At 70.3% G+C, this 19,177-nt stretch carries 17 protein-coding genes; 14 read left to right on the forward strand and 3 right to left on the reverse strand.

Annotated features, from left to right (window positions below; genetic code table 11):
• Nucleotides 1–185: 185 nt before the first annotated feature.
• The 9 genes from dcd to VFX14_11825 all read left to right on the forward strand — a co-directional run bounded on the left by dcd (nt 186) and on the right by VFX14_11825 (nt 8,373).
• Nucleotides 186–740 carry a dCTP deaminase gene (gene dcd, locus VFX14_11785; GenBank protein HEU5190360.1) on the forward strand — a complete coding sequence of 185 codons (555 nt, stop codon included), beginning with the start codon at nt 186–188 and terminating at the stop codon, nt 738–740.
• Nucleotides 741–781: 41 nt separating this feature from the next.
• On the forward strand, nt 782–982 hold the full coding sequence (locus VFX14_11790) for a ubiquitin-like protein Pup (GenBank protein HEU5190361.1): 201 nt from the start codon (nt 782–784) through the stop codon (nt 980–982).
• Complete coding sequence (locus VFX14_11795) at nt 983–1,201, forward strand: zinc ribbon domain-containing protein (protein HEU5190362.1); 219 nt, start codon at nt 983–985, stop codon at nt 1,199–1,201. It begins immediately after the preceding gene.
• Nucleotides 1,202–1,267: 66 nt separating this feature from the next.
• Nucleotides 1,268–2,404 (forward strand): pyruvate dehydrogenase (acetyl-transferring) E1 component subunit alpha, encoded by a 1,137-nt coding sequence (gene pdhA / locus VFX14_11800; GenBank protein ID HEU5190363.1) that lies wholly within the window; start codon nt 1,268–1,270, stop codon nt 2,402–2,404.
• Between the two features lie 24 nt (nt 2,405–2,428).
• Nucleotides 2,429–3,409 carry an alpha-ketoacid dehydrogenase subunit beta gene (locus VFX14_11805; GenBank protein HEU5190364.1) on the forward strand — a complete coding sequence of 327 codons (981 nt, stop codon included), beginning with the start codon at nt 2,429–2,431 and terminating at the stop codon, nt 3,407–3,409.
• 4 nt (nt 3,410–3,413) lie between these two features.
• Nucleotides 3,414–4,787, forward strand: a complete 1,374-nt coding sequence (locus tag VFX14_11810; GenBank protein HEU5190365.1) for a dihydrolipoamide acetyltransferase family protein — start codon at nt 3,414–3,416, stop codon at nt 4,785–4,787.
• Between the two features lie 31 nt (nt 4,788–4,818).
• Nucleotides 4,819–6,195, forward strand: coding sequence for a dihydrolipoyl dehydrogenase (lpdA, locus tag VFX14_11815; GenBank protein ID HEU5190366.1), 1,377 nt, complete (start codon nt 4,819–4,821; stop codon nt 6,193–6,195).
• Between the two features lie 59 nt (nt 6,196–6,254).
• Complete coding sequence (locus tag VFX14_11820; protein HEU5190367.1) at nt 6,255–7,148, forward strand: selenium metabolism-associated LysR family transcriptional regulator; 894 nt, start codon at nt 6,255–6,257, stop codon at nt 7,146–7,148.
• Nucleotides 7,149–7,287: 139 nt separating this feature from the next.
• Entirely contained in the window at nt 7,288–8,373 is a 1,086-nt protein-coding gene (locus tag VFX14_11825; GenBank protein ID HEU5190368.1) for a transglutaminase-like domain-containing protein, read from the forward strand.
• A gap of 24 nt (nt 8,374–8,397) precedes the next feature.
• Here VFX14_11825 and VFX14_11830 read toward each other — a convergent pair whose 3' ends face one another.
• The gene (locus VFX14_11830; GenBank protein HEU5190369.1) at nt 8,398–8,652 is read right to left on the reverse strand and encodes an anti-sigma factor; all 255 of its coding nucleotides are present in this window, start codon (nt 8,650–8,652) and stop codon (nt 8,398–8,400) included.
• A 304-nt stretch (nt 8,653–8,956) separates the two neighbouring features.
• Between VFX14_11830 and VFX14_11835 the strand changes: the two genes are divergently transcribed.
• The 5 genes from VFX14_11835 to VFX14_11855 are packed head-to-tail and all read left to right on the forward strand — an operon-like array spanning nt 8,957 to nt 18,116.
• On the forward strand, nt 8,957–9,994 hold the full coding sequence (locus VFX14_11835) for a MoxR family ATPase (GenBank protein ID HEU5190370.1): 1,038 nt from the start codon (nt 8,957–8,959) through the stop codon (nt 9,992–9,994).
• Nucleotides 9,995–10,021: 27 nt separating this feature from the next.
• The gene (locus VFX14_11840) at nt 10,022–11,500 is read left to right on the forward strand and encodes a hypothetical protein (GenBank protein ID HEU5190371.1); all 1,479 of its coding nucleotides are present in this window, start codon (nt 10,022–10,024) and stop codon (nt 11,498–11,500) included.
• A gap of 4 nt (nt 11,501–11,504) precedes the next feature.
• Nucleotides 11,505–12,398, forward strand: coding sequence for a DUF58 domain-containing protein (locus VFX14_11845; protein ID HEU5190372.1), 894 nt, complete (start codon nt 11,505–11,507; stop codon nt 12,396–12,398).
• On the forward strand, nt 12,395–16,795 hold the full coding sequence (locus tag VFX14_11850; GenBank protein ID HEU5190373.1) for a VWA domain-containing protein: 4,401 nt from the start codon (nt 12,395–12,397) through the stop codon (nt 16,793–16,795). The genes VFX14_11845 and VFX14_11850 overlap by 4 nt, the downstream gene beginning before the upstream one ends.
• Nucleotides 16,770–18,116: a tetratricopeptide repeat protein gene (locus tag VFX14_11855; GenBank protein ID HEU5190374.1), complete on the forward strand. Its 1,347-nt coding sequence runs from the start codon at nt 16,770–16,772 to the stop codon at nt 18,114–18,116. The genes VFX14_11850 and VFX14_11855 overlap by 26 nt, the downstream gene beginning before the upstream one ends.
• A gap of 11 nt (nt 18,117–18,127) precedes the next feature.
• On the opposite strand, the gene VFX14_11860 is transcribed toward VFX14_11855, so the two are convergent.
• Complete coding sequence (locus tag VFX14_11860) at nt 18,128–18,910, reverse strand: metallophosphoesterase (GenBank protein ID HEU5190375.1); 783 nt, start codon at nt 18,908–18,910, stop codon at nt 18,128–18,130.
• A partial coding sequence (locus VFX14_11865) for a hypothetical protein (protein HEU5190376.1) occupies nt 18,888–19,177 on the reverse strand: 290 nt, incomplete at its 5' end. The genes VFX14_11860 and VFX14_11865, both read right to left, overlap by 23 nt.

Consider the following 19,177-nt stretch of genomic DNA (forward strand, 5'->3'; position numbering starts at 1 on the left):
GCCACCTGTGCATGGCGATGCGCGGCGTGGAGCAGAAGAACGCCGACGTCGTCACCGCGTACGCCCTCGGTGTCATGAAAACCGACCCCGCATTTGCCGAAGAATTTCGCGCCTCCGTGACCGGCCGCTCGGGCCGCTAAGCACCCTACACGCGAACCTCTATATAAAGGAGAAGGCAGGAAACAATGTCGATCAAGCCCGACAAGTGGATTACCCGCATGGTCAAGGAAACCCGCATGATCGAGCCGTATCAGGAGTCCCAGGTCAAAGACGGCCAAGTATCGTTCGGTGTGTCGTCGTACGGCTACGACATTCGCATCGCCGACGAGTTCAAGATCTTCACCAATATCAATACGACCGTCGTCGACCCCAAGAACTTCGATCCCAAGTCGTTCGTCGACTACAAAGGACCCGTCGCCATCATTCCGCCCAACTCCTTCGCGCTCGGGCGCAGCGTCGAGTACTTCCGCATCCCGCGCAACGTGCTCACCATTTGTGTCGGCAAGTCCACCTACGCGCGCTGCGGCATCATCACCACCGTCACCCCGTTCGAGCCCGAGTGGGAAGGCTACGTGACCCTCGAGATCAGCAACACCACCCCGCTGCCCGCGAAGATCTATGCCAACGAGGGCATCGCGCAGGTGCTGTTCTTCGAATCCGACGAGGCCTGCCTGACGTCGTACGCGGACCGGCAGGGGAAGTACCAGGGCCAGCAGGGGATCGTGCTCCCCACCGTCTAGGCCCGGCGGCCTCCCCCCGGGCGAGGCCAGGAGGAACGTCCATGGCAGAGCAAAAGAAGAAGGAAACGAGGCCGCAGAAGCCGCCCGAGGGCGACGAGTCCGGGGCGGGAAGCGGTGAGCTCGCCAAGAAGGGCAAGAAGCTCAAGGAAGACCTCGACAACCTGCTCGACGAGATCGACGACATCCTCGAGGAGAATGCCGAGGAGTTCGTGAAGAGCTACGTGCAGCGCGGAGGCGAATAGGTGCCGATCTACGAGTACACATGCCTCGCGTGCGAGCGCGAGTTCGAGAAGCTGGTGCAGGGCGCGGTGGCGGTGGCCTGCCCCGCGTGCGGGGGCGAGCGCGTGATGCGGCGGCTGTCGCTCTTCCGCGCCCGCACCACGGTGGCGGCGGGCCCGGCGTCGGAGGGCGGCGCCGCGTCGATGGGCGGCTGCTGCGGCGGCGGCTGCGGGTGTCACTAGCGATCGAGGACGGGGCCGTCTAATCATCGGGGGCCCTCGTGGCCCCCTTTTTTGTTCAGGAGGCGCATGCCGAGGACCATCCTGGAGCCACGGATCCGGATCGAGCACCTCTCGATCCTCGACGCCGACGGCAATCTCGATTCGGCCCTGGAGCCATCGCTCAGCGCCGAGGAGCTCCTGCAGCTCTATCGCGCCATGGTCCTGGGCCGTCGCCTGGATGAGCGCATGGTGCGGCTGCAGCGCCAGGGGCGCATCGGCACCTTCGCGCCGATCAAGGGCCAGGAAGCGGCGCAGGTGGGCAGCGTCTTCACCCTGCGTCCCACCGACTGGATGGTGCCGTCCTTCCGTGAGACCGCCGCCATGATCTTCCGGGGATGGACCATCGAGCAGCTCCTGCTGTTCTTCTCCGGCCACCTCGAGGGCGGCCGGCCCGCGCCCGAGCAGCATGACCTTCCCGTGTGTATCCCGGTGGCGACCCAGCTGCCCCACGCCGTCGGGCTCGCCTATGCCGCGCAGTACCGCGGGGACGATGCGGTGGTCATGGCCTACTGCGGCGACGGCGCGACCTCCGAGGGCGATTTCCACGAGGCGCTCAACTTCGCCGGCGTCTGGCACGTGCCCCTGGTGCTCGTGGTGCAGAACAACCAGTGGGCCATCTCGGTCCCGCTCAAGAAGCAGACGAACTCCGCCACCATCGCCCAGAAGGCGCTGGCCTACGGAGTGCCGGGCATTCAGGTGGATGGTAACGACGTGCTCGCGATGTACGCGGCGAGCCGCGAAGCGGTGGAGCGGGCTCGCGCGGGCGACGGCCCCACCCTGATCGAGGCGGTGACCTATCGGCTGGGGGTCCACACCACCGCCGACGACCCCACCAAGTACCGCTCCGAGGAAGAGGTGAAGGCCTGGGAGCGGAAGGACCCGCTCACCCGGTTCACCGCCTATCTCGAGAAGCGCAACCTCGCCGTCTCTGGTGTGGAGGCCGAGGTCGACGCGGAGATCGCCGCGGCGGTGGCGCGCTTCGAGGCGGCGGGCACGCCGGACCCGCTCGGCATGTTCACCCACGCCTACGGCGCGCCGCCCGCCGCGCTCGACGCGCAGCGCGAGGAGATGGCGGCGCGGCTGCGCGATCAGGCCCCGCCAGGAGCCGGCGGCGAGGGCCAGACGCCGGTGCCCATGCGCGGCCAGCGAATCACCCGGCGTTAGCCAGCCATGGCCGGGCACGCGGCGATGAGCAAGCTCAACATGGTGAAGGCGCTCAACCTCGCCCTCCAGCAGGAAATGGAGCGCGACCCCGACGTGCTCGTGCTCGGTGAGGACGTGGGCGTCGACGGTGGGGTGTTCCGGGTCACCGACGACCTCCAGCGGCAATTCGGCTCCCGCCGCGTCATCGACAGCCCCCTCGCCGAGGCCGCCATCGTCGGCACCGCGGTCGGCATGTCGCTCTACGGGCTCAAGCCCGTCTGCGAGATCCAGTTCTCGGGCTTCGCGTTCCAGTGCTTCCACCAGATCGAGAATCACGCCGCCCGCTATCGCCAGCGCTCGCAGGGTCGCTTCGGCTGCCAGATGGTGGTGCGCATGCCCTACGGCGGCGGGGTCCGCGCCCTCGAGCATCACTCGGAGAGCGAGGAGCAGTTCTACGCCCATATCCCCGGCCTCAAGATGGTGGTGCCCTCGGGGCCGCGCGCGGCGCGAGGGCTGCTCGCCGCCGCCATTCGCGATCCCGACCCCGTGATCTTCTTCGAGGCCAAGGCGCTGTACCACGCGGCCAAGGAGGAGGTGCCGGACGCGCCGGAAGTGCTCCCGCTCGGCAAGGCCCGTGTCGATCGCGAGGGACGCGACCTGACCATCGTGGCCTACGGGGCGATGCTGCGCGTGGCGCGTGAGGCCGCGGAGACCCTGGCCGCGGAGGACGGGGTGGAGACGGAGATCATCGATCTCCTCACGATCTCGCCGCTCGACCGCGAGACCCTCGCCGCATCGGTGGGAAAGACGGGCCGCGCGCTCGTGGTGCACGAGGCGCCGCGGAGCTTCGGCCCCGGCGCGGAGATCGCGGCGTCCATCATGGAAGGCGCGTTCCTCTCGCTCGAGGCCCCCGTCCGCCGCGTCACCGCCTACGACGTGCCGTTCCCCGGCTTCGCGCGGGAGAAGGCCACCGTGCCCGACGCCGCGCGCGTGCTCGCCGCGGCACGCGAGACCCTCGCCTACTAGCGGCATGTCCCGCGACTTCGCGCTGCCTGATCTCGGGGAGGGGCTCACCGAGGCCGAGATCGTCGAGGTGCTCGTCCACGAGGGGGAGGTGATCGCCGAGGACACCCCGCTGCTCGAGGTCGAGACCGACAAGGCCAAGGTCGAGATCCCGTCCCCGATGGGGGGCCGCGTGGAGAAGATCCACGTGACGCCGGGGCAGACCGTGAAGGTGGGCGCGGTGCTGGTGACCTTCGGCGACGCGGCAGGTTCCCCGCCCGCGCCCGCGGCACGTCCCGCGCCGGCAGCAGCTCGTCCCGCGCCTTCGGCACATCCCGCGCCGGTGGCAGCTCATCCCGCACCCGCGGCGGCCGCGTCCGCGCCGGCCTCGCCGCCTCCCCCGGTGCCGGCCGCGCCCCGGCCCGCGGGGCCGCCGCCGGCGACGCCGTCCACCCGGCGCCTGGCCCGCGAGCTCGGCGTGGACCTCGCGGCGGTGGCGGGGAGCGGGCCGGGCGGGCGCATCACCGACGACGACGTGCGCGCCCACTCCGGTGAGGGTGCCCGCGGGGCCGCGGTCGCGCGCGGGGCGGCTGCGCCCCACGCGCCCGTGACGCCGCGCTCCGCAGACGCGGCGGGTCCCGCCCGGCCACTCGCCCCGGTCGGGCTCACTCCGCCGGCGCTGCCGAGCTTCGAGCAGTGGGGACCGGTCGAGCGCGTGCCGCTCTCGCACCTCCGGCGCACCATCGCCGAGCGGATGGCGCTGTCCGCCGCGCTGATCCCGCACGTCAGCCACTTCGACCGCGCCGACATCACCGAGCTCGAGGCCATCGTGCGCGGCGGCTTCGAGGCGGCACGCGAGCGCGGTATCTACCTCACGTTGACGTCGTTCCTGCTCAAGGCGGTGGCCACCGCGCTCGGCCGGCATCCCCACTTCAACGCGAGCCTCGACCCCGGGGCGGGCGAGCTCGTGCTGAAGCGCTACGTGCACCTGGGCGTCGCGGTGGCGACGGATCGCGGCCTGATCGTGCCCGTGCTGCGTGATGTGGACAAGAAGTCGGTACTGGAGATCGCCCTCGAGCTGGCCGCGCTCGCCCAGCGCGTGCGCGACGGCAGGGCCACACTCGACGATCTCCGCGGTGGCAGCTTCACCCTCACCAACATCGGGGCCCTCGGCGGCACCGGTGCGATCCCGATCATCAACTATCCGGAGGTGGCGATTCTCGCGGTGGCGCGGGGTCGGCTCGAGCCCGTGGTGCGCGAGGGTCAGGTCGTGCCGCGGCTCTTGCTCCCCGTGACGCTGACCTTCGACCACCGCGTGGCCGACGGCGCCGACGGGGCGCGCTTCGCCGCCGACGTGGTCGCGCTGCTCGAAAACCCTGGCCGGCTGCTCCTGGGCCTCTGAGCCGAAGAGTCGGAGGGCGCCGCCGGTGGTGATGGGGGATCGGGTCGAGGAGGTCGACGTGGTGGTGGTGGGCGGCGGCCCCGGCGGCTACTCGGCGGCCTTCCGTTGCGCCGACCTCGGGCTCGAGAGCATCGTCGTCGACGCGGGCGCCCGCCTGGGCGGCGCGTGCCTCTACGAAGGGTGCATTCCGTCCAAGGCCCTGCTGCACGCGGCGCATCTCATCGGCGAGGCCGAGCGCGCCCGCGAGATCGGCCTCGACTTCGGCGCGCCCCACATCTCGCTCGACCCGCTCCGCAAGTGGAAGGCGGAGCGCGTCGTGGGCAGGCTGGCCCGCGGCCTCGCCGCGGTGGCGCGGGGAAAGAAGGTCGAGGTCGTGGGCGGCCGCGCGGTATTCGAGGGCTCGCGAGAGCTCCGGGTGGAGGGCGACGCGCCCATGAAGATCCGCTTCGGCCATGCCGTCGTGGCGGTGGGCTCCGCGCCCCGTGGCCTCCCGGGCGTCGAGCTCGGCGAGCGCGTGATGGACTCGACCGCCGCGCTCGACCTCCCCGACGTCCCCGAGCGCCTACTGGTCGTCGGGGGTGGATACATCGGGCTGGAGCTGGGGCAGGTGTACGCCGCGCTCGGTAGCCGCGTGACCCTGGTGGAGCTCACCGACGGGCTCTTGCCGGGCGTGGACCGCGACCTCGTCCAGCCGCTGGCGCGCCGTGTGGAGCGACAGTTCGCCGCCGTGCACCTCGCGACGCGCGTGATGGCGCTGCGCGAGGACGGCGGCAGCGTGGAGGCGACGCTGGAGGGCCGCGCCCCGGAGCGCTTCGACCGCGTACTGGTCGCGGTGGGGCGACGGCCGCTTACCGAGGGTCTCGGCCTCGAGATGACGCGCGTCCGGCTCGACGCGCGCGGGCTGATCGAAATCGATGCCCAGTGCCGCACTGCCGACCCGCGCATCCTGGCCGTCGGGGACGCGACCGGCGAGCCCATGCTCGCCCATCGCGCCATGCGCCAGGGCAAGGTCGCCGCCGAGGCCCTGGCCGGTCGGCCCGCCGCGTTCGACAACGCGGCGGTGCCCGCGGTGGTCTTCACGGACCCGGAGATCGCGTGGTGCGGCCTCGACGAGGCGGGGGCCCGCGCTGCCGGCCACGAGGTGAAGGTCGCGCGCTTCGCATGGGCCGCCTCGGGCCGGGCCGCCACCCTGGGCCGCGCGGACGGCCTCACCAAGCTCGTGGCCGAGGCGGCCACCGGTCGAGTCCTGGGCGTGGGCATGGTCGGGCCGGGCGCGGGTGAGCTCGCCGCGGAGGCCGCCCTCGCGGTGGAGAACGCGCTGACCGTCGAGGACGTGGCCCTGACGATTCACGCGCATCCCACCCTCTCGGAAGGTCTCATGGAAGCGGCGGAGTCGCTGCTCGACTGACCGGCCCCTCGCAGCGCGCTGGACACCTCGCCACGCGCGCCTCTATACTCGCGTCCACCATGGATCTTCGCCAGCTCGAGATCTTTGCCAAGGTCGCCGAGATAGGCTCCTTTTCGCGGGCAGCCGAGGCGCTGCACCTCACGCAGCCCACCGTGTCGGAGCACATCCGCGCGCTCGAGGACGAGCTGGGCGTGCGCCTGCTCGACCGCCTCGGGCGCGGGACGGCGACCACCCGGGCCGGCCAGCTCCTACTCTCCTACGCCTCGCGCATCCTGGCTCTCTCGCGCGAGGCGCGCCAGGCCCTCGAGGGCTATCAGGGGCGGATGCGCGGCGAGCTGGTCGTCGGCGGCAGCACGATCCCGGGCGAGTACCTGTTGCCGTCCGTGATCGGGCGCTTCCGCGAGAAGTTCCCCGAGGTGTCCACCACGCTCGTGATCGGCGCCAGCCAGGCGGTGGTGGACTGGGTCGCCGACGGTCGCGTGGAGCTGGGCGTGGTCGGCGCGCGCCTGCCGCAGCGCGGGCTCGAGTTCCACGACCTCAGCCTCGACGAGGAGGTCGTGGTGATTCCCCCGGGTCACCCATGGCAGGGCCGCGCCCAGGTCACGCTCGAAGAGCTCGCGCGCGAGCCGCTGCTCATTCGCGAGCGGGGGTCGGGGACGCGCGCGGCCTTCGAGTCGGCGCTGGAGCGCGGGGGCGTGGACCTCGGCACGCTGCGCATCGCGGGGGAGATGGGCTCGAATCAGGCCATCAAGCAGGCGGTCAAGGCGGGCATGGGGGTCACCGTGCTGTCACGGATCGCCGTCGAGGAGGAGAGCCGGCAGGGTCTGCTGGCCTACCTCCGTGTGCAGGACCTCGCTGTCACCCGCGGCTTCTACGTGGTGACGCACCGCGAGCGGAGCCGCTCGCCGGTGGCCGAGGCCTTCCGCCTCGTGCTGGAGGGCGGCTCAGGTTGAGGTGGCGGCCATAGCCGTTTTCGATGCGGCCTCAAATCCGCATCGAAACAGCCGATTTGACTTCCCTCGCTTAGGCCGTACCATGACCCGCGTCTCCGACTCACCTTCCATATCCCTCGCGCGATGGGAGAACTCCTCCATGGAGCGACGCGTGTTCTTGAGCACCGGCCTGGGAGCCTCGGTCGCCACGCTCATGTCCCGCCCGCTCGGCGCGCTCGCGCAAAGCGGCGCCGACGGAACCCGGTGGCGCGCGTTCGAGGTGACCACGCGGGTCGAGATCCCCGACACGAAAGGACCCGTACGCGTGTGGCTGCCACTCTCGCTCACCCCCGACACCGATTACTTCAAGAACCTCGGCCAGAGCTGGACGGGGAACGCGAAATCGGCGCGTGTGGTGCGCGAGGAGAAGTACGGCGCGACCATGTTGGCGGCGGAGTGGGAGCCCGGCGGGGACGCGCCCGCCGTGGAGGTAGTCACGCGCTTCGCCACGCGCGATCGCGTCGTCGACTGGAGCAAGCCGGGGGCCGCGCGGGAGGACAAGCGTGTGCTCGCCCGCTACCTCGAGCCCACGCGGCTCATGCCCACCGACGGCATCGTCGGGCGGACGGCGCGCGAGATCACCAAGGGTCAGAAGACCGATGTCGACAAGTCGCGGGCGCTCTACGAGTGGATCGTGGACAACACCTTCCGCGACCCCAAGGTGCGCGGCTGCGGGGTGGGGGACATCCGCGCCATGCTCGAGTCCGGCAATCTCAGCGGCAAGTGCGCCGACCTGAACGCCCTCTACGTGGGCCTCGCGCGCTCGGTCGGCATCCCGTCGCGCGACGTGTACGGTGTTCGCGTCGCGGACTCGGCCGAGTTCAAGAGCCTCGGCAAGAGCGGCGACATCACGCGCGCCCAGCACTGCCGCGCCGAGTCCTTCCTCGCCGGCTACGGCTGGGTCGCGGTGGATCCCGCGGATGTGCGCAAGGTCGTGCTCGAGGAGCGCGGCGGCCTGCCCCTTACCGATCCCACCGTGCAGAAGGCGCGCGTCAAGCTCTTCGGACAATGGGAGATGAACTGGCTCGCCTACAACTACGCCCACGAGGTGAAGCTGCCGGGCTCCCCCGGGGACCCGGTGGGCTTCCTCATGTACCCGCAGGCCGACGTCAACGGCGAGCGTCGCGACAGCCTCGACCCGGACGGGTTCCGCTACCGGCTCACGTCGAAGGAGCTCTCCGCCTGAGGCGAGCGCCCGAGGGCGGGACGATCAAGCGCGCGCGGAGCGCTTGAGGAAGGCGACCAGCTTCTGCTGCAGCTCGGGGGGAATCTTCGTCTCGCGGAGGCGGCGGGCGGCGTCGACGGTGCCCTTGTACGTGTTCACGAACGCGACACAGTTGGGACACCCTTCCAGATGCCAGTCGAGCAGCTCCGCCTGGTCCTTGGGGAGGGTACCGTCCACATAGTCGGCCAAGAGGTCCATGCACTCCCGGCACTCCATGTCGCTCGACGGTTGATGTGGCATCCGACTCCCTGATTTTGGCGGGTCTTTGGTGGTCCGACCGCCTGCTCCTGTCACCTTAACACAGCCGTAACCGCCCGTCTTCACCCCTTCTGACGCGCGCGAAGCGGCCTTGGCTTCCGCGCTGCCAGCCCTTTTGGGCCAATCCGCACGGCTTCCTGGGGGCCTCCGCTACCGATCGGGGGCCTCGGTTCGTGCCGCGGAACCCCCCGCCATCGCTATCGGTTGACGGGTCGAGCAGCGGCCCCTATCATGGGGCAAGTTTTCCAATCCTTCACTCCCAAATGGCGGGAAAGGAGTCCCGTTCATGGCCCAGTCCCCGCAGCCCCCCGCGACGCAGGAGCAGCGCGTCCAGGCGTTCGTCGAGGCGTTCCAGTCGCTCCGCGCCGAGATGCAGAAGGTGATCGTCGGCCACGACGACGTGGTGAGCCACGTCCTGGTCGGGCTCTTCGCGGGTGGCCACGTGCTGCTCGAGGGCGTCCCCGGCCTCGGCAAGACGCTCCTCATCAAGACGCTCTCCGAGTGCCTGGACCTCACGTTCTCCCGGATCCAGTTCACCCCGGACCTGATGCCCGGCGACATCATCGGCACCAACATCATCGTCGAGGACGCCGAGCAGCGGAAGCACTTCCAGTTCCAGCGCGGTCCGATTTTCGGCCACATTCTCCTCGCCGACGAGGTGAACCGCGCCACCCCGAAGACGCAGTCCGCCCTGCTCGAGGGGATGCAGGAAGGCAACGTCACCGTCTCGGGCGCGGCGCATCCGCTTCCGTCGCCGTTCTTCGTGCTCGCCACCCAGAACCCGATCGAGATGGAAGGCACGTACCCCTTGCCGGAGGCGCAGCTCGACCGCTTCGTCTTCAAGCTGCGCGTGCGCTATCCCGCCCTCGACGAGCTGACCGAGATCATCGACCGCACCACGCGACCCCGCGAGGTCGAAGTGCGGCGCGTGATGACGGGGCCCCAGGTGCTCGCCTTCCGTGAGCTGGTTCGGGAAGTTCCGCTCGCCACGCACGTGCGTGACCTGGCCTCCCTGATCGTGCTCGCGAGCCATCCGCAGTGGGATCGCGCACCCGAGGCGGCGCGCCGCTTCATCCGGTACGGCGCGAGCCCGCGCGGCGCCCAGGCTCTGGTGCTCGGGGCCAAGGTACGGGCGCTGGCCGAGGGCCGTTACAACGTGAGCGTGGAGGATCTCCACGCCATGGCCGCTCCGGCGCTCCGGCACCGGATCATCCTCAACTTCGAGGGTGAGGCGGAAGGCGTCGACTCCGACACCCTTATCGGCCAGCTGGTGGAGGCCGCCGAGTCGCTGGGCACGGCTGGAAAGGACGCGTTCGTTCGCTAGGGCCCGCGGGGCCGAGGGAAGGGGAGCATGCCCGAACCGAAGGTGCTCGAGCGGCTGGTACGGCAGGTCATGCGCGAGGTGCGTCTGCGGCGCGCGGAGTTCTGGGCGCTGCGCGGCCTCTTCGTGGGCGCGATCGCGGGGGCGGTGCCCCTCGTGGTTCGGGAGTCGCTGGGGACGCTCGCTTTCGTGTCGGCGGGAGGGCTTCTCGCCCTGGGCGCGGCCGCCGGCGCCCTCTGGGGCTGGCTCCGGCCGGTGACGCTCGCGGAGGCGGCGCGTCTCGCCGACCGCGGCTTCGGATTCCAGGATCGTGTCGCCACCGCGCTGGAGTGGGCCGAGCATCCCGAGCGGACCCCGCTGGTCGGCGCGCTCGTGGCGGACACGGTGACGCGCGTCGAGGCGCGCGACGGTCGGCGCATCATCCGCCGCCTGTGGCCCCGCGAGGCGAAGTTCGTGCCGGTCCCGCTGGCGCTGGGCCTCATTCTGGCCCTGGCGCCGCCGATTCCCCTGCCCACCGGCGGCCTGCCCAACTTCACGGCGAAGACCGACGAGGACGACGCCACGCCCGCCGACCGCACCGGGAAGATCGAGTCCGACGAGAAAACCCGCGCCGCCCGGCGAGACGCGCTCCCGCGCGCCGATCTCCAGGAGCGTACGCTCTCGCCGCGTCAGGGCGGAGGCGCCCCGACTCAGGGCGGCGATCTCGCCGCCGTGTTCAAGGACACGTCGCTCGGCGCCAAGAGCTCGGACTTCAACGCGTTCCTCAAGAAGGGCGACGAGCGGATCCGCATGCTCGAGCAGGTGGACCGGCTCCCCGATCTCCAGCGCGACTTCACCCAGACCCAGAGCAAGGCGCTCTTCCAGAAGGCCAAGGAGCTGCGCGGCGGGCTCAAGGGCGATCAGTTCTCTCCCGAGAAGATGCGCGAATTGATGAACGAGATGGAGAAGCTCGGCCGCAAGGGCGGCGCCGGCCAGGGCTCGCCGTGGGCCGGCGACATCAACGAGGGCATGGAGGCCATGGAGAGCGGCCAGAACGACAAGGCCATGGAGGCGATGGAGCGCGCGCTGAACAAACTCCGCTCGATGGAGGAGTCGGGCCGCGACGGCAAGGGCCTCAAGGGCGGGCGCGAGAACGAGCGGCGGGGCGGTCAGCGCGGCAACGCGCGTGGGCAGAACGCGGGCGGCCCCGGCGACGAGGGTGATTTCCCCGAGGGGGAGGGGCTCTTCCCCGGCAAGGGCAAGAGCGGTAGCCCCAAGGGCGACCCCACCCAGCGCCTCCGCGCCAATCCCTTCGACGTGGGCGTCGAGGGCCAGTCGCGGAGCGGCAGGAAGGAAGGGATGGACACCAACCTGGTGGGCCGGGGCGCCAACACACCGTCGCGTCTGCAATACCTCGGCGTGGTCGGCCAGTACCGGAAGATGATGGAGGAGGCCATCGCGCGCGAGCAGGTGCCGCGCGACTATCAGAACCAGGTGAAGCAATACTTCCAGTCGCTGGACGAAAAGTAGCGTCGTGCCCACGACCGCTCGAGGGCAGGAGCTGCTTTCTCCAGATTTTCTGGCGCAGCTGGAGCGGCTCGCGCTCCTGTCGCGACGCGCGTTCCGCGGGCGCGTCAAGGGCGAGCGCCGGAGCCCTCGCAAGGGCATCAGCGTCGAGTTCTCGGACTACCGTCCCTACGGGCTGGGCGACGACCTCCGCTACGTCGACTGGAACATCTACGGCCGGCTCGACCGCCTCTACGTCAAGTTGTTCGTCGACGAGGAGGATCTCTGCCTCAACCTCCTCCTTGACGCCTCCGCGTCCATGGGCTTCGGCTCGCCCAGCAAGCTCGCCTACGGTGCCAAGCTGGCCGCCGGGCTCGGCTTCGTGGGGCTCGTCAACCTCGAGCGCGTGGGGGTGGGCATGGTCCGCGAGCGGCTCGCCGACGGCGTGGGGCCCTCGCGCGGGCGCAGCCAGATCCTGCCTCTCATGGACTTCCTCTCCCGCGCGCGTCCCGGCGGCGGCACCTCGCTCAACGAGGCGCTCGGCGCCTGGGGTCTGCGCACGCGGGAGCCCGGGCTCGCCGTGCTCATCTCCGACCTCATGGACCCCGCCGGGTACGAGCGCGGCCTCAAGAGCCTGCTCGAGCACCGCCACGACCTCCACGTGATCCATCTCCTCGCCGCCGAGGAGATGAACCCGGTGTGGGGCGGCGACCTCCGGCTGGAGGACGTCGAGAGCGGCGAGACGCGCGACCTCACCCTCGACGCCGAGGCCATGCGGGTGTACCGGGGCCGGCTGCGCGAGTTCCTCGAGCGCGCCGAGGGATTCTGCCGCGCCAACGAGATCGGCTATCACCGGGTGGTCACCGACACCCCGGTGGAAGAGTTCATGCTGCGCCAGCTGAAGGGATTCCTCGTCGGATGAGCTTCCTCTCGCCCCTCTCGTTCCTCCTCGCCACGCTCGCGGTCCCCCTGCTCCTCCTGTACTTCCTGAAGGTGCGGCGCCGGCAGCAGATGGTGTCGAGCCTGCTCCTGTGGGATTCGTCCCTGCGCGACCGCGAGGCGTCCGCGTTCTTCCAGCGGCTGCAGCGCGACCCGCTCATGCTGCTGCAGATCCTCGCCCTGCTCGCGCTGACCCTCGCCCTGGCGCGGCCCGCGGTCACGGTGAGCGGCTACGGGGCGAAGAAGGTCGTGGTCGTGCTGGACGCGTCCGCCTCGATGAAGGCCACCGACGTCTCCCCCTCGCGCTTCGTCCGCGCCCAGCGGGAAGCGCTCGGCCTCGTGAGCCGGCTCGGCGAGGGCGCGGAGGTCATGGTGATCGAGGCCGACGTACAGCCGAAGGTGCTGGTGCCGTTCACCCGTGACCGCGATCAGGTCGTGAGCGGGCTCCGCGGGGCCCAGGCCCATGACCTGCCCAACCGGCTCGGCGACGCCATCCGCACCGCCCGCGCGCTGGTGGGGCCCGACTCACGCGCGGAGATCCACGTCTTCACCGACGGCTCGCATCCCGACGCCACCAAGGGACAGGCCGACGACGTGCGGGTGCGGTGGGTCGGAGTGGGGCAGCGCGGGCGCAACGTCGCCATCACCAACCTCGCGATCCGCCGGAATTACTTCGGGACCTTCGACTCGCAGGCGTTCCTCTCCGTGGTGAACTTCTCGGACGAGTCGCAGACTCTGTCGTTCACCCTGCATATCGACTCGGACCTCATCGCCGAGAAGTCGCTCACGCTCGAGCCGAACGTGCGGCGGGCGGTGGTGCTGCCGTTCAGCCATTCCGGTGGCGGCGTGGTGCGCGCGCGGCTGAACGTCAGCGACGACCTCGAGGCCGACAACGTCGCCTATGCGGTGATTCCGCCGCCACGCGACATCGCCGTGCTCCTGGTGAGCCCGGGCAACCTCTTCCTCGAGAAGGTGCTCAAGAGCGATCCCCAGGTGAAGCTGGAGGTGCGGACGCCCGACGCCTACCAGGGCGGCATGGAGGGGTTCGACGTGGTCGTGGTGGACGGGCAGAGCCCGCCCCGCATCGGGAGCGGCCGCTTCGTGCTCGTGAACACCGCGCCGCCGGACGTGCCCATCGAGGTGCTGGGCCGCCTCGAGTCGCCCGTGATCATGGACTGGGACCGCACCCACCCGATCATGCGGCAGATCGACTTCGCCAAGGTCGCCATCGAGGAGGCGATGCGGGTGCGGCCGCTGGCGCCGGGCAAGACCCTGGTCGAAGCGGTGGGCGGCCCGCTCATCTATCTCCTGGAGGAGCGTGACCGCAAGGCGGTGTTCTTCGGCTTCGACCTCTTCCGGACGGACTTCCCGCTGCGCGTGGCCTTCCCGCTCATGCTCTCGAAGAGCCTCCGGTGGCTGCACCCGGCGGGGCTGGACCAGTCGAGCCTGCAGCTCGCCACCGGCAAGCCGATCCTGCTGCCCGTGGAGCACGGCGTCACGAGCGCGAGCGTGACCACGCCGTCCGGCCGCGTGGTGTCCGCGCAGGTCGCGCGGGGTCTGGCGAGCTTCACCGAGACCGACGAGGTCGGTGTCTACCGCATCGCGACCTCCCGCGGGGAGACCAAGGTCGCGGTCAACATCGCCAGCGCGGAGGAGTCCGATCTCACGCCACGCCCCGTGCCCGCCTTCGTGGAGGGCGCCCGGCCCGACGTCCCGCCGGTGCCGGTGCAGCGCGAGATCTGGCCGTACTTCGTGCTGTTCGCCCTCCTGATCTTTGCCCTCGAGGGCTTTCTCTACTGGCGGCGCCAGACGGGCGGCCAGTACGGCTTGCCGTCCACGACGGGCGATCGCTGGGCGCTGGGCCTGCGGTGCGCGCTGCTCGCCCTCCTGATCATCGCGCTCGCCCGGCCCACCATTCCCCGGTGGGTGGACCGGCTGAACGTGCTGTTCCTCCTGGACGTCTCCGACAGCGTGAGCCTCGCCGCGCGGGAAAACGCGTTCCGCTTCGCCGCCCAGGCCACTCAGTCGCTGCAGTCGGGCGATCAGTCTGGTCTCATCGTGTTCGGCCAGGAGGCGGTGGTGGACCAGCCGCTGCGGCCCTCCCCGCGGCTGGATCGTCCGCAGGTGCAGGTGGGTGGGCGCGGAACGAATCTCGCGCAGGCCCTTCAGCTCGCCCTCGCCACCGCGCCTCCGGGTCACGCCAACCGCTTCGTCCTCCTCACCGACGGGCGTCAGAACGCGGGCAATGCCCTCGCGGTGGCGCAGGCGGCCAAGGACGCGGGCGCGGATATCTACTACGTGCCGGCGCCGCTCGATTTCAAACAGGAGGTGGTCGTCGAGTCGATGGTGCTGCCGACCGAGGTGAAGTTCGGCGAGCCCTTCCAGGCCAAGGTCGTGGCGTGGAGCCAGAGTGACACCCAGGGACGGCTGTCTCTCTTCCGCAACGGCGAGTTCCTCGGCTCGCAGGTCGTGCGCCTCAGCGCGGGGAAGAACGTCTACACCTACAAGCAGTCCCTCGAGCAGAGCGGCATCCACGTCTACCAGGCGTCGATCGACGTCGAGGGCGACACCATCGAGGAGAACAACCGATCGGTCGGCACCGTGGTCGTTCGTGGCCGTCCCCTCGTGCTCCTCGCCGAGAAGGACCGCGCCCAGGCCCAGACTCTCGCCGCCGTCCTCCGCGCCCAGCACGTGGACGTGGAGGTGGTGGAGGCCGAGCGCATCCCCAAGGAGCTGGCGGGCCTGCAGAAGTACGACGGAGTGATCCTGTCCAACGTCTCGTCGCTCAAGATGACCAAGAAGCAGATGGAGAACATCCGCGACTACGTCCGCGATCAGGGCGGCGGACTCATCATGCTGGGCGGCGAGGAAAGCTTCGGCCTCGGCGGCTACTACCGCACCCCCGTCGAGGAAGCCCTCCCCGTGACCATGGAGGTCAAGCAGAAGCTCGAGATTCCGAGCCTCGCGGTGGTGCTCTCCATCGACCGCTCGGGCTCGATGGCCATGACCACGGACTCCAAGGTCACCAAGCTCGACATCGCCAAGGAAGCCTCGCACCTCGTGGTCGATCTCCTCGACGAGCGCAACGAGGTCGGGGTGATGAGCTGGGACACGGAGTTCATCTGGGACTCGCCGGTCCGCTCGGCCAAGGACAAGCAGGCCATCCACAACGCGATCGCCACGATCAAGGCGGGCGGCGGCACCGACGGGTACCCCGCGCTGAAGGAGTCGTACCAGGTGCTGTTCGAGCGCCCGGCCCTCCTCAAGCACGTGATCTTCCTGTCCGACGGCCAGATGACGCGCGGGGACTTCGCCGGACTGATCCGGCGCATGGCCAAGGACAAGATCACGGTGTCGTCGGTCGCCATTGGCAAGGACGCCGACGCGCAGCTGATGTTCGACATCGCCAAGTGGGGACGCGGGCGCTTCTACTACACCGAGGACGACAGCACGATCCCGCGCATCTTCACCCTCGAGACCCAGCTCGCCTCGAAGGCCTCGCTTATCGAGCAGCCGTTCAAGCCGACGGTCGGCTCGCCCGCGCACGAGGCGATCCAGGACATCGACTGGAAGGAGGTGCCGCCGCTCGGCGGCTACGTCGCCACCTCGCTCAAGGGCAGCGCGGACATGGTGCTGATGACGCACCAGGAGGATCCGCTGCTCGCGACGTGGCGCTACGGGCTGGGGCGCAGCGCCGCCTTCACCTCGGACGCCAAGGCCAAGTGGGCGGTGCTGTGGATGCGCTGGAGCGGCTTCAACAAGTTCTGGTCCCAGCTCGTGCGCTGGACCTTGCGCACCGGCACCCGCAGCGACACGGTCGCCACCGTACAGCGGAACGACGAGAGGGGCGAGGTGCTGGTCGACGCGGTCGATCCCAAGGGCGAGTTCATCAACTTCCTCGACTCGCAGGTCGGCGTCGTCGCGCCCAACAAGCAGCGCACGGTCATCGAGCTCGAGCAGGTCGGGCCCGGCCGCTATCGCGGTCGGTTCCCTGCGGATCGCGAGGGGGTGTACCTGGTCGGGATGGCGCAGCGCCGCGGGGAGCAAATGGTGGGGTCCCAGCTCGCCGGACTAGTGGTACCGTACTCCCAGGAGTTCAAGGAGCTCGGGGTGGACGAGGTTCTGCTGCGGGAGCTGTCCGAGCTGACCGGCGGCGGCATGCTCGCCCAGCCGCGCGACGCCTTCCTGCAGGCCCGGCGGCGCTCGCGGCTGACCCTGGACCTCTGGCCCTGGCTGGTCGGACTCGTGGCGGTGATGCTGATCCCGGAGATCGCGCTGCGCCGTGTCGGTCCCGGCTTCGTCGGCCGGCTCGCCGAGCGTTTTCCGCGGCTCCGGAGGCAAGGAGGACCCGGACATGGCACTCCGCGGGACTCGGTCTAGCTGGCCCACGCTCGCCGGCGTTCTGGCCGTCTTACTGCTGAGCGCGGCCCCCGCCGCGGCGAAGTCACGCAGCGTGGTCATCCTGCCGTTCGCCCCGCTGGAGCTCGGGCGCGAAGAGCAGTGGCTGGGGGAGGGCGTGGCCGAGAGCCTGCGCCTGTCCCTCGCCCAGCTGCCGTCGTTCGTCCTGATCGAGCGTGGCCGGCTCCGGAGCGCGACGCAGCCCGAGGCCTGGGACGATGCGGCTGCGCTCGGCGCCGCCCGCGCTCTCAACGCCGACCTCGCCCTCTACGGCGAGGTCCGCCGTAGCTCGGGCGAGCTCTCGATCCAGCCGCGGCTGGTGGAGCTCGCCGGCGGCAACCCCACGCGCACCAACCTGGACCCGATCGTGGTGCCCGAGGGCAAGCTGATGGAGCGGCTGCGGCCGCTGCCCCTCGCGTACGCGAAGGCCATGAAGATCACGGCGAGCGACGCCGAGGCCGCCCGCATGCAGAAGTTCGCGGCCCCGACCGCGTCCACCCGAGCCTACGAGGCCTACATCAAGGGGCAGATTGCCAGCTACCGGAACAACCAGGAGGGCAACGAGACCGCAGTCGAGCTGCTGGGGCGCGCGGTGGAGCTGGATCCGCAGTTCGTCGTCGCCCAGTACGCCCTCGGTGTCGTGCACCAGACGCTCGGGAACCGCTGGAAGGCCGCGGCGCAGTTCCGTGCCTCGACCCAGCTCGACCCCGCCTACCCCGAGCCCTACAAGGCGCTCGGTGATCTCTTTCTCACCGCGCCGCGCCGGCTCTTCGATCAGGCCATCGAGGCGTACGCGAAGGCGCTCGAGCTTCGCCCGTTCTACGCGGATGCCTACGCGGGACTGGGCGACGCCAACGCGGCCAAGGGAGACATCGACGGGGCGGTGAACGCCTACCAGAAGGCGCTCGCCAACAACCCATACAACCCGCGCGTGCACGTGAGCCTCGGCAAGATCTACTACGGCGAGAAGCAGCTCTACTACGAGGCGGTGAACTCGTACAAGAAGGCCATCGAGCTCGATCCTCGCTACGTGGAGGCGCGCCTGGGCCTCGCCGAGGTCTACGAGGAGAAGGGACTCTACCAGGACGCGATCGGCGAGTACAAGAAGGTGGTCGAGCAGGACGACAAGCACACCGGCGCGCTCTACAACATGGCGCTGGTGTACGAGAAGGTGGATCCGCGCGAGGCCATCGCGCTCTGGGAGCGCTACATCAAGCTCGCCAGCGCGCTCCCCACCGAGAAGGACTGGGTGGACGTCGCCGTCCTCCACCTCCGCAAGCTGAAGAGCCAGTACAAGGACTGAGAGCGCCGCGCTCACGCGCGGCTCTTCTCCTCGGCCTCCGCGGTGGCCGACGCGCTTTGGCCCGCCTCGCGCCCGTCGGCGAAGCCCAGATCGATGACCCGGAACGGCTGCTCGGGCGAGGCCGCCCGCAGCAGCGGATAACAGACGTTGTAGACGGGGGCCCCGGACTGGGTCCGCCCCTCCGGGGATCCGTGATGGGCGTGTCCGTGCACGGTGACCGCCACCGAGTAGCGGACAAGCGGCTCCTCCAGCCGGCTGGACCCCAGGAACGGGAAGATCTCGGGTGGCTCGCCCTCCACCGTCTCGCGCACCGGCGCATAGTGGAGCACCGCGACCCGCGTGGGTGTCCGGAGCCGCGCGAGGGCGGTCTCGAGCTTGAGCGCCTCCGCCACCGCCTCGTGCACGAGGCGCTTCATGATGTCCTCGCCCCACGGCTGCAGCGCCCGCTGGCCGAAGCCCCCGCCGAGCCCCTTCACGCCGGCGAAGCCCACGTCGCCCACGACATGGCTGGTCCCGTCCAGCACGATCACGCCGGCCTCTTCGAGGATCATGCGCACCTTGTCGGCGGCGCCCGACTCGAAATCGTGGTTGCCCAGCACAGCCAGCACCGGGGTGGGGCTCGCCGTCCGCAGCTCCCGCGCGAGCGTTTGCGCTTCCTCCGGGAGGCCGAGATCGGTGAGGTCGCCGGCGAGCACGAGCGCGTCGGCGGCCCGGCTCATCGCGGCGAACAGGGACTCGAAGGCGCCCTGGGCGCTCGCCCCGCAGTGGAGATCACCCACCGCCGCGATGCGCATCGCGGGCCTCCTCGTCCTGGCCCACCGCCGCGGTCCAGCGCGCCACGTGCTCCTCGGTCATGCGGCCATGCGGCAATACTCGGGCATCGGCGTAGCCCCAGACGGTGATGTCGGGCAAGTACTGGGCGCGTGAGAGCAGGGTGCCCTGACACACGGGCGCGCCGTCCGCCGGATCGCCCTCCTCGGCGAGACGGCGGGCGAGGCGGCGCGCGAGGGCGCGGACCCGCGGCGCCGGCTCATTTGGATACACGAACTCGAACTGCACGA

The sequence above is a fragment of the Candidatus Methylomirabilota bacterium genome (assembly GCA_035764725.1).
Taxonomy (GTDB): domain Bacteria; phylum Methylomirabilota; class Methylomirabilia; order Rokubacteriales; family CSP1-6; genus DASRWT01.

Excerpts from the sequence above, each read along its gene's own strand:
- dcd (HEU5190360.1), top strand. The coding sequence starts at position 186 with ATGTCGATCAAGCCCGACAAGTGGATTACCCGCATGGTCAAGGAAACC.
- VFX14_11790 (HEU5190361.1), top strand. The coding sequence starts at position 782 with ATGGCAGAGCAAAAGAAGAAGGAAACGAGGCCGCAGAAGCCGCCCGAG.
- pdhA (HEU5190363.1), top strand. The coding sequence starts at position 1,268 with ATGCCGAGGACCATCCTGGAGCCACGGATCCGGATCGAGCACCTCTCG.
- VFX14_11805 (HEU5190364.1), top strand. The coding sequence starts at position 2,429 with ATGAGCAAGCTCAACATGGTGAAGGCGCTCAACCTCGCCCTCCAGCAG.
- VFX14_11810 (HEU5190365.1), top strand. The coding sequence starts at position 3,414 with ATGTCCCGCGACTTCGCGCTGCCTGATCTCGGGGAGGGGCTCACCGAG.
- lpdA (HEU5190366.1), top strand. The coding sequence starts at position 4,819 with ATGGGGGATCGGGTCGAGGAGGTCGACGTGGTGGTGGTGGGCGGCGGC.
- VFX14_11820 (HEU5190367.1), top strand. The coding sequence starts at position 6,255 with ATGGATCTTCGCCAGCTCGAGATCTTTGCCAAGGTCGCCGAGATAGGC.
- VFX14_11825 (HEU5190368.1), top strand. The coding sequence starts at position 7,288 with ATGGAGCGACGCGTGTTCTTGAGCACCGGCCTGGGAGCCTCGGTCGCC.
- VFX14_11830 (HEU5190369.1), bottom strand. The coding sequence starts at position 8,652 with ATGCCACATCAACCGTCGAGCGACATGGAGTGCCGGGAGTGCATGGAC.
- VFX14_11835 (HEU5190370.1), top strand. The coding sequence starts at position 8,957 with ATGGCCCAGTCCCCGCAGCCCCCCGCGACGCAGGAGCAGCGCGTCCAG.
- VFX14_11840 (HEU5190371.1), top strand. The coding sequence starts at position 10,022 with ATGCCCGAACCGAAGGTGCTCGAGCGGCTGGTACGGCAGGTCATGCGC.
- VFX14_11850 (HEU5190373.1), top strand. The coding sequence starts at position 12,395 with ATGAGCTTCCTCTCGCCCCTCTCGTTCCTCCTCGCCACGCTCGCGGTC.
- VFX14_11855 (HEU5190374.1), top strand. The coding sequence starts at position 16,770 with ATGGCACTCCGCGGGACTCGGTCTAGCTGGCCCACGCTCGCCGGCGTT.
- VFX14_11860 (HEU5190375.1), bottom strand. The coding sequence starts at position 18,910 with ATGCGCATCGCGGCGGTGGGTGATCTCCACTGCGGGGCGAGCGCCCAG.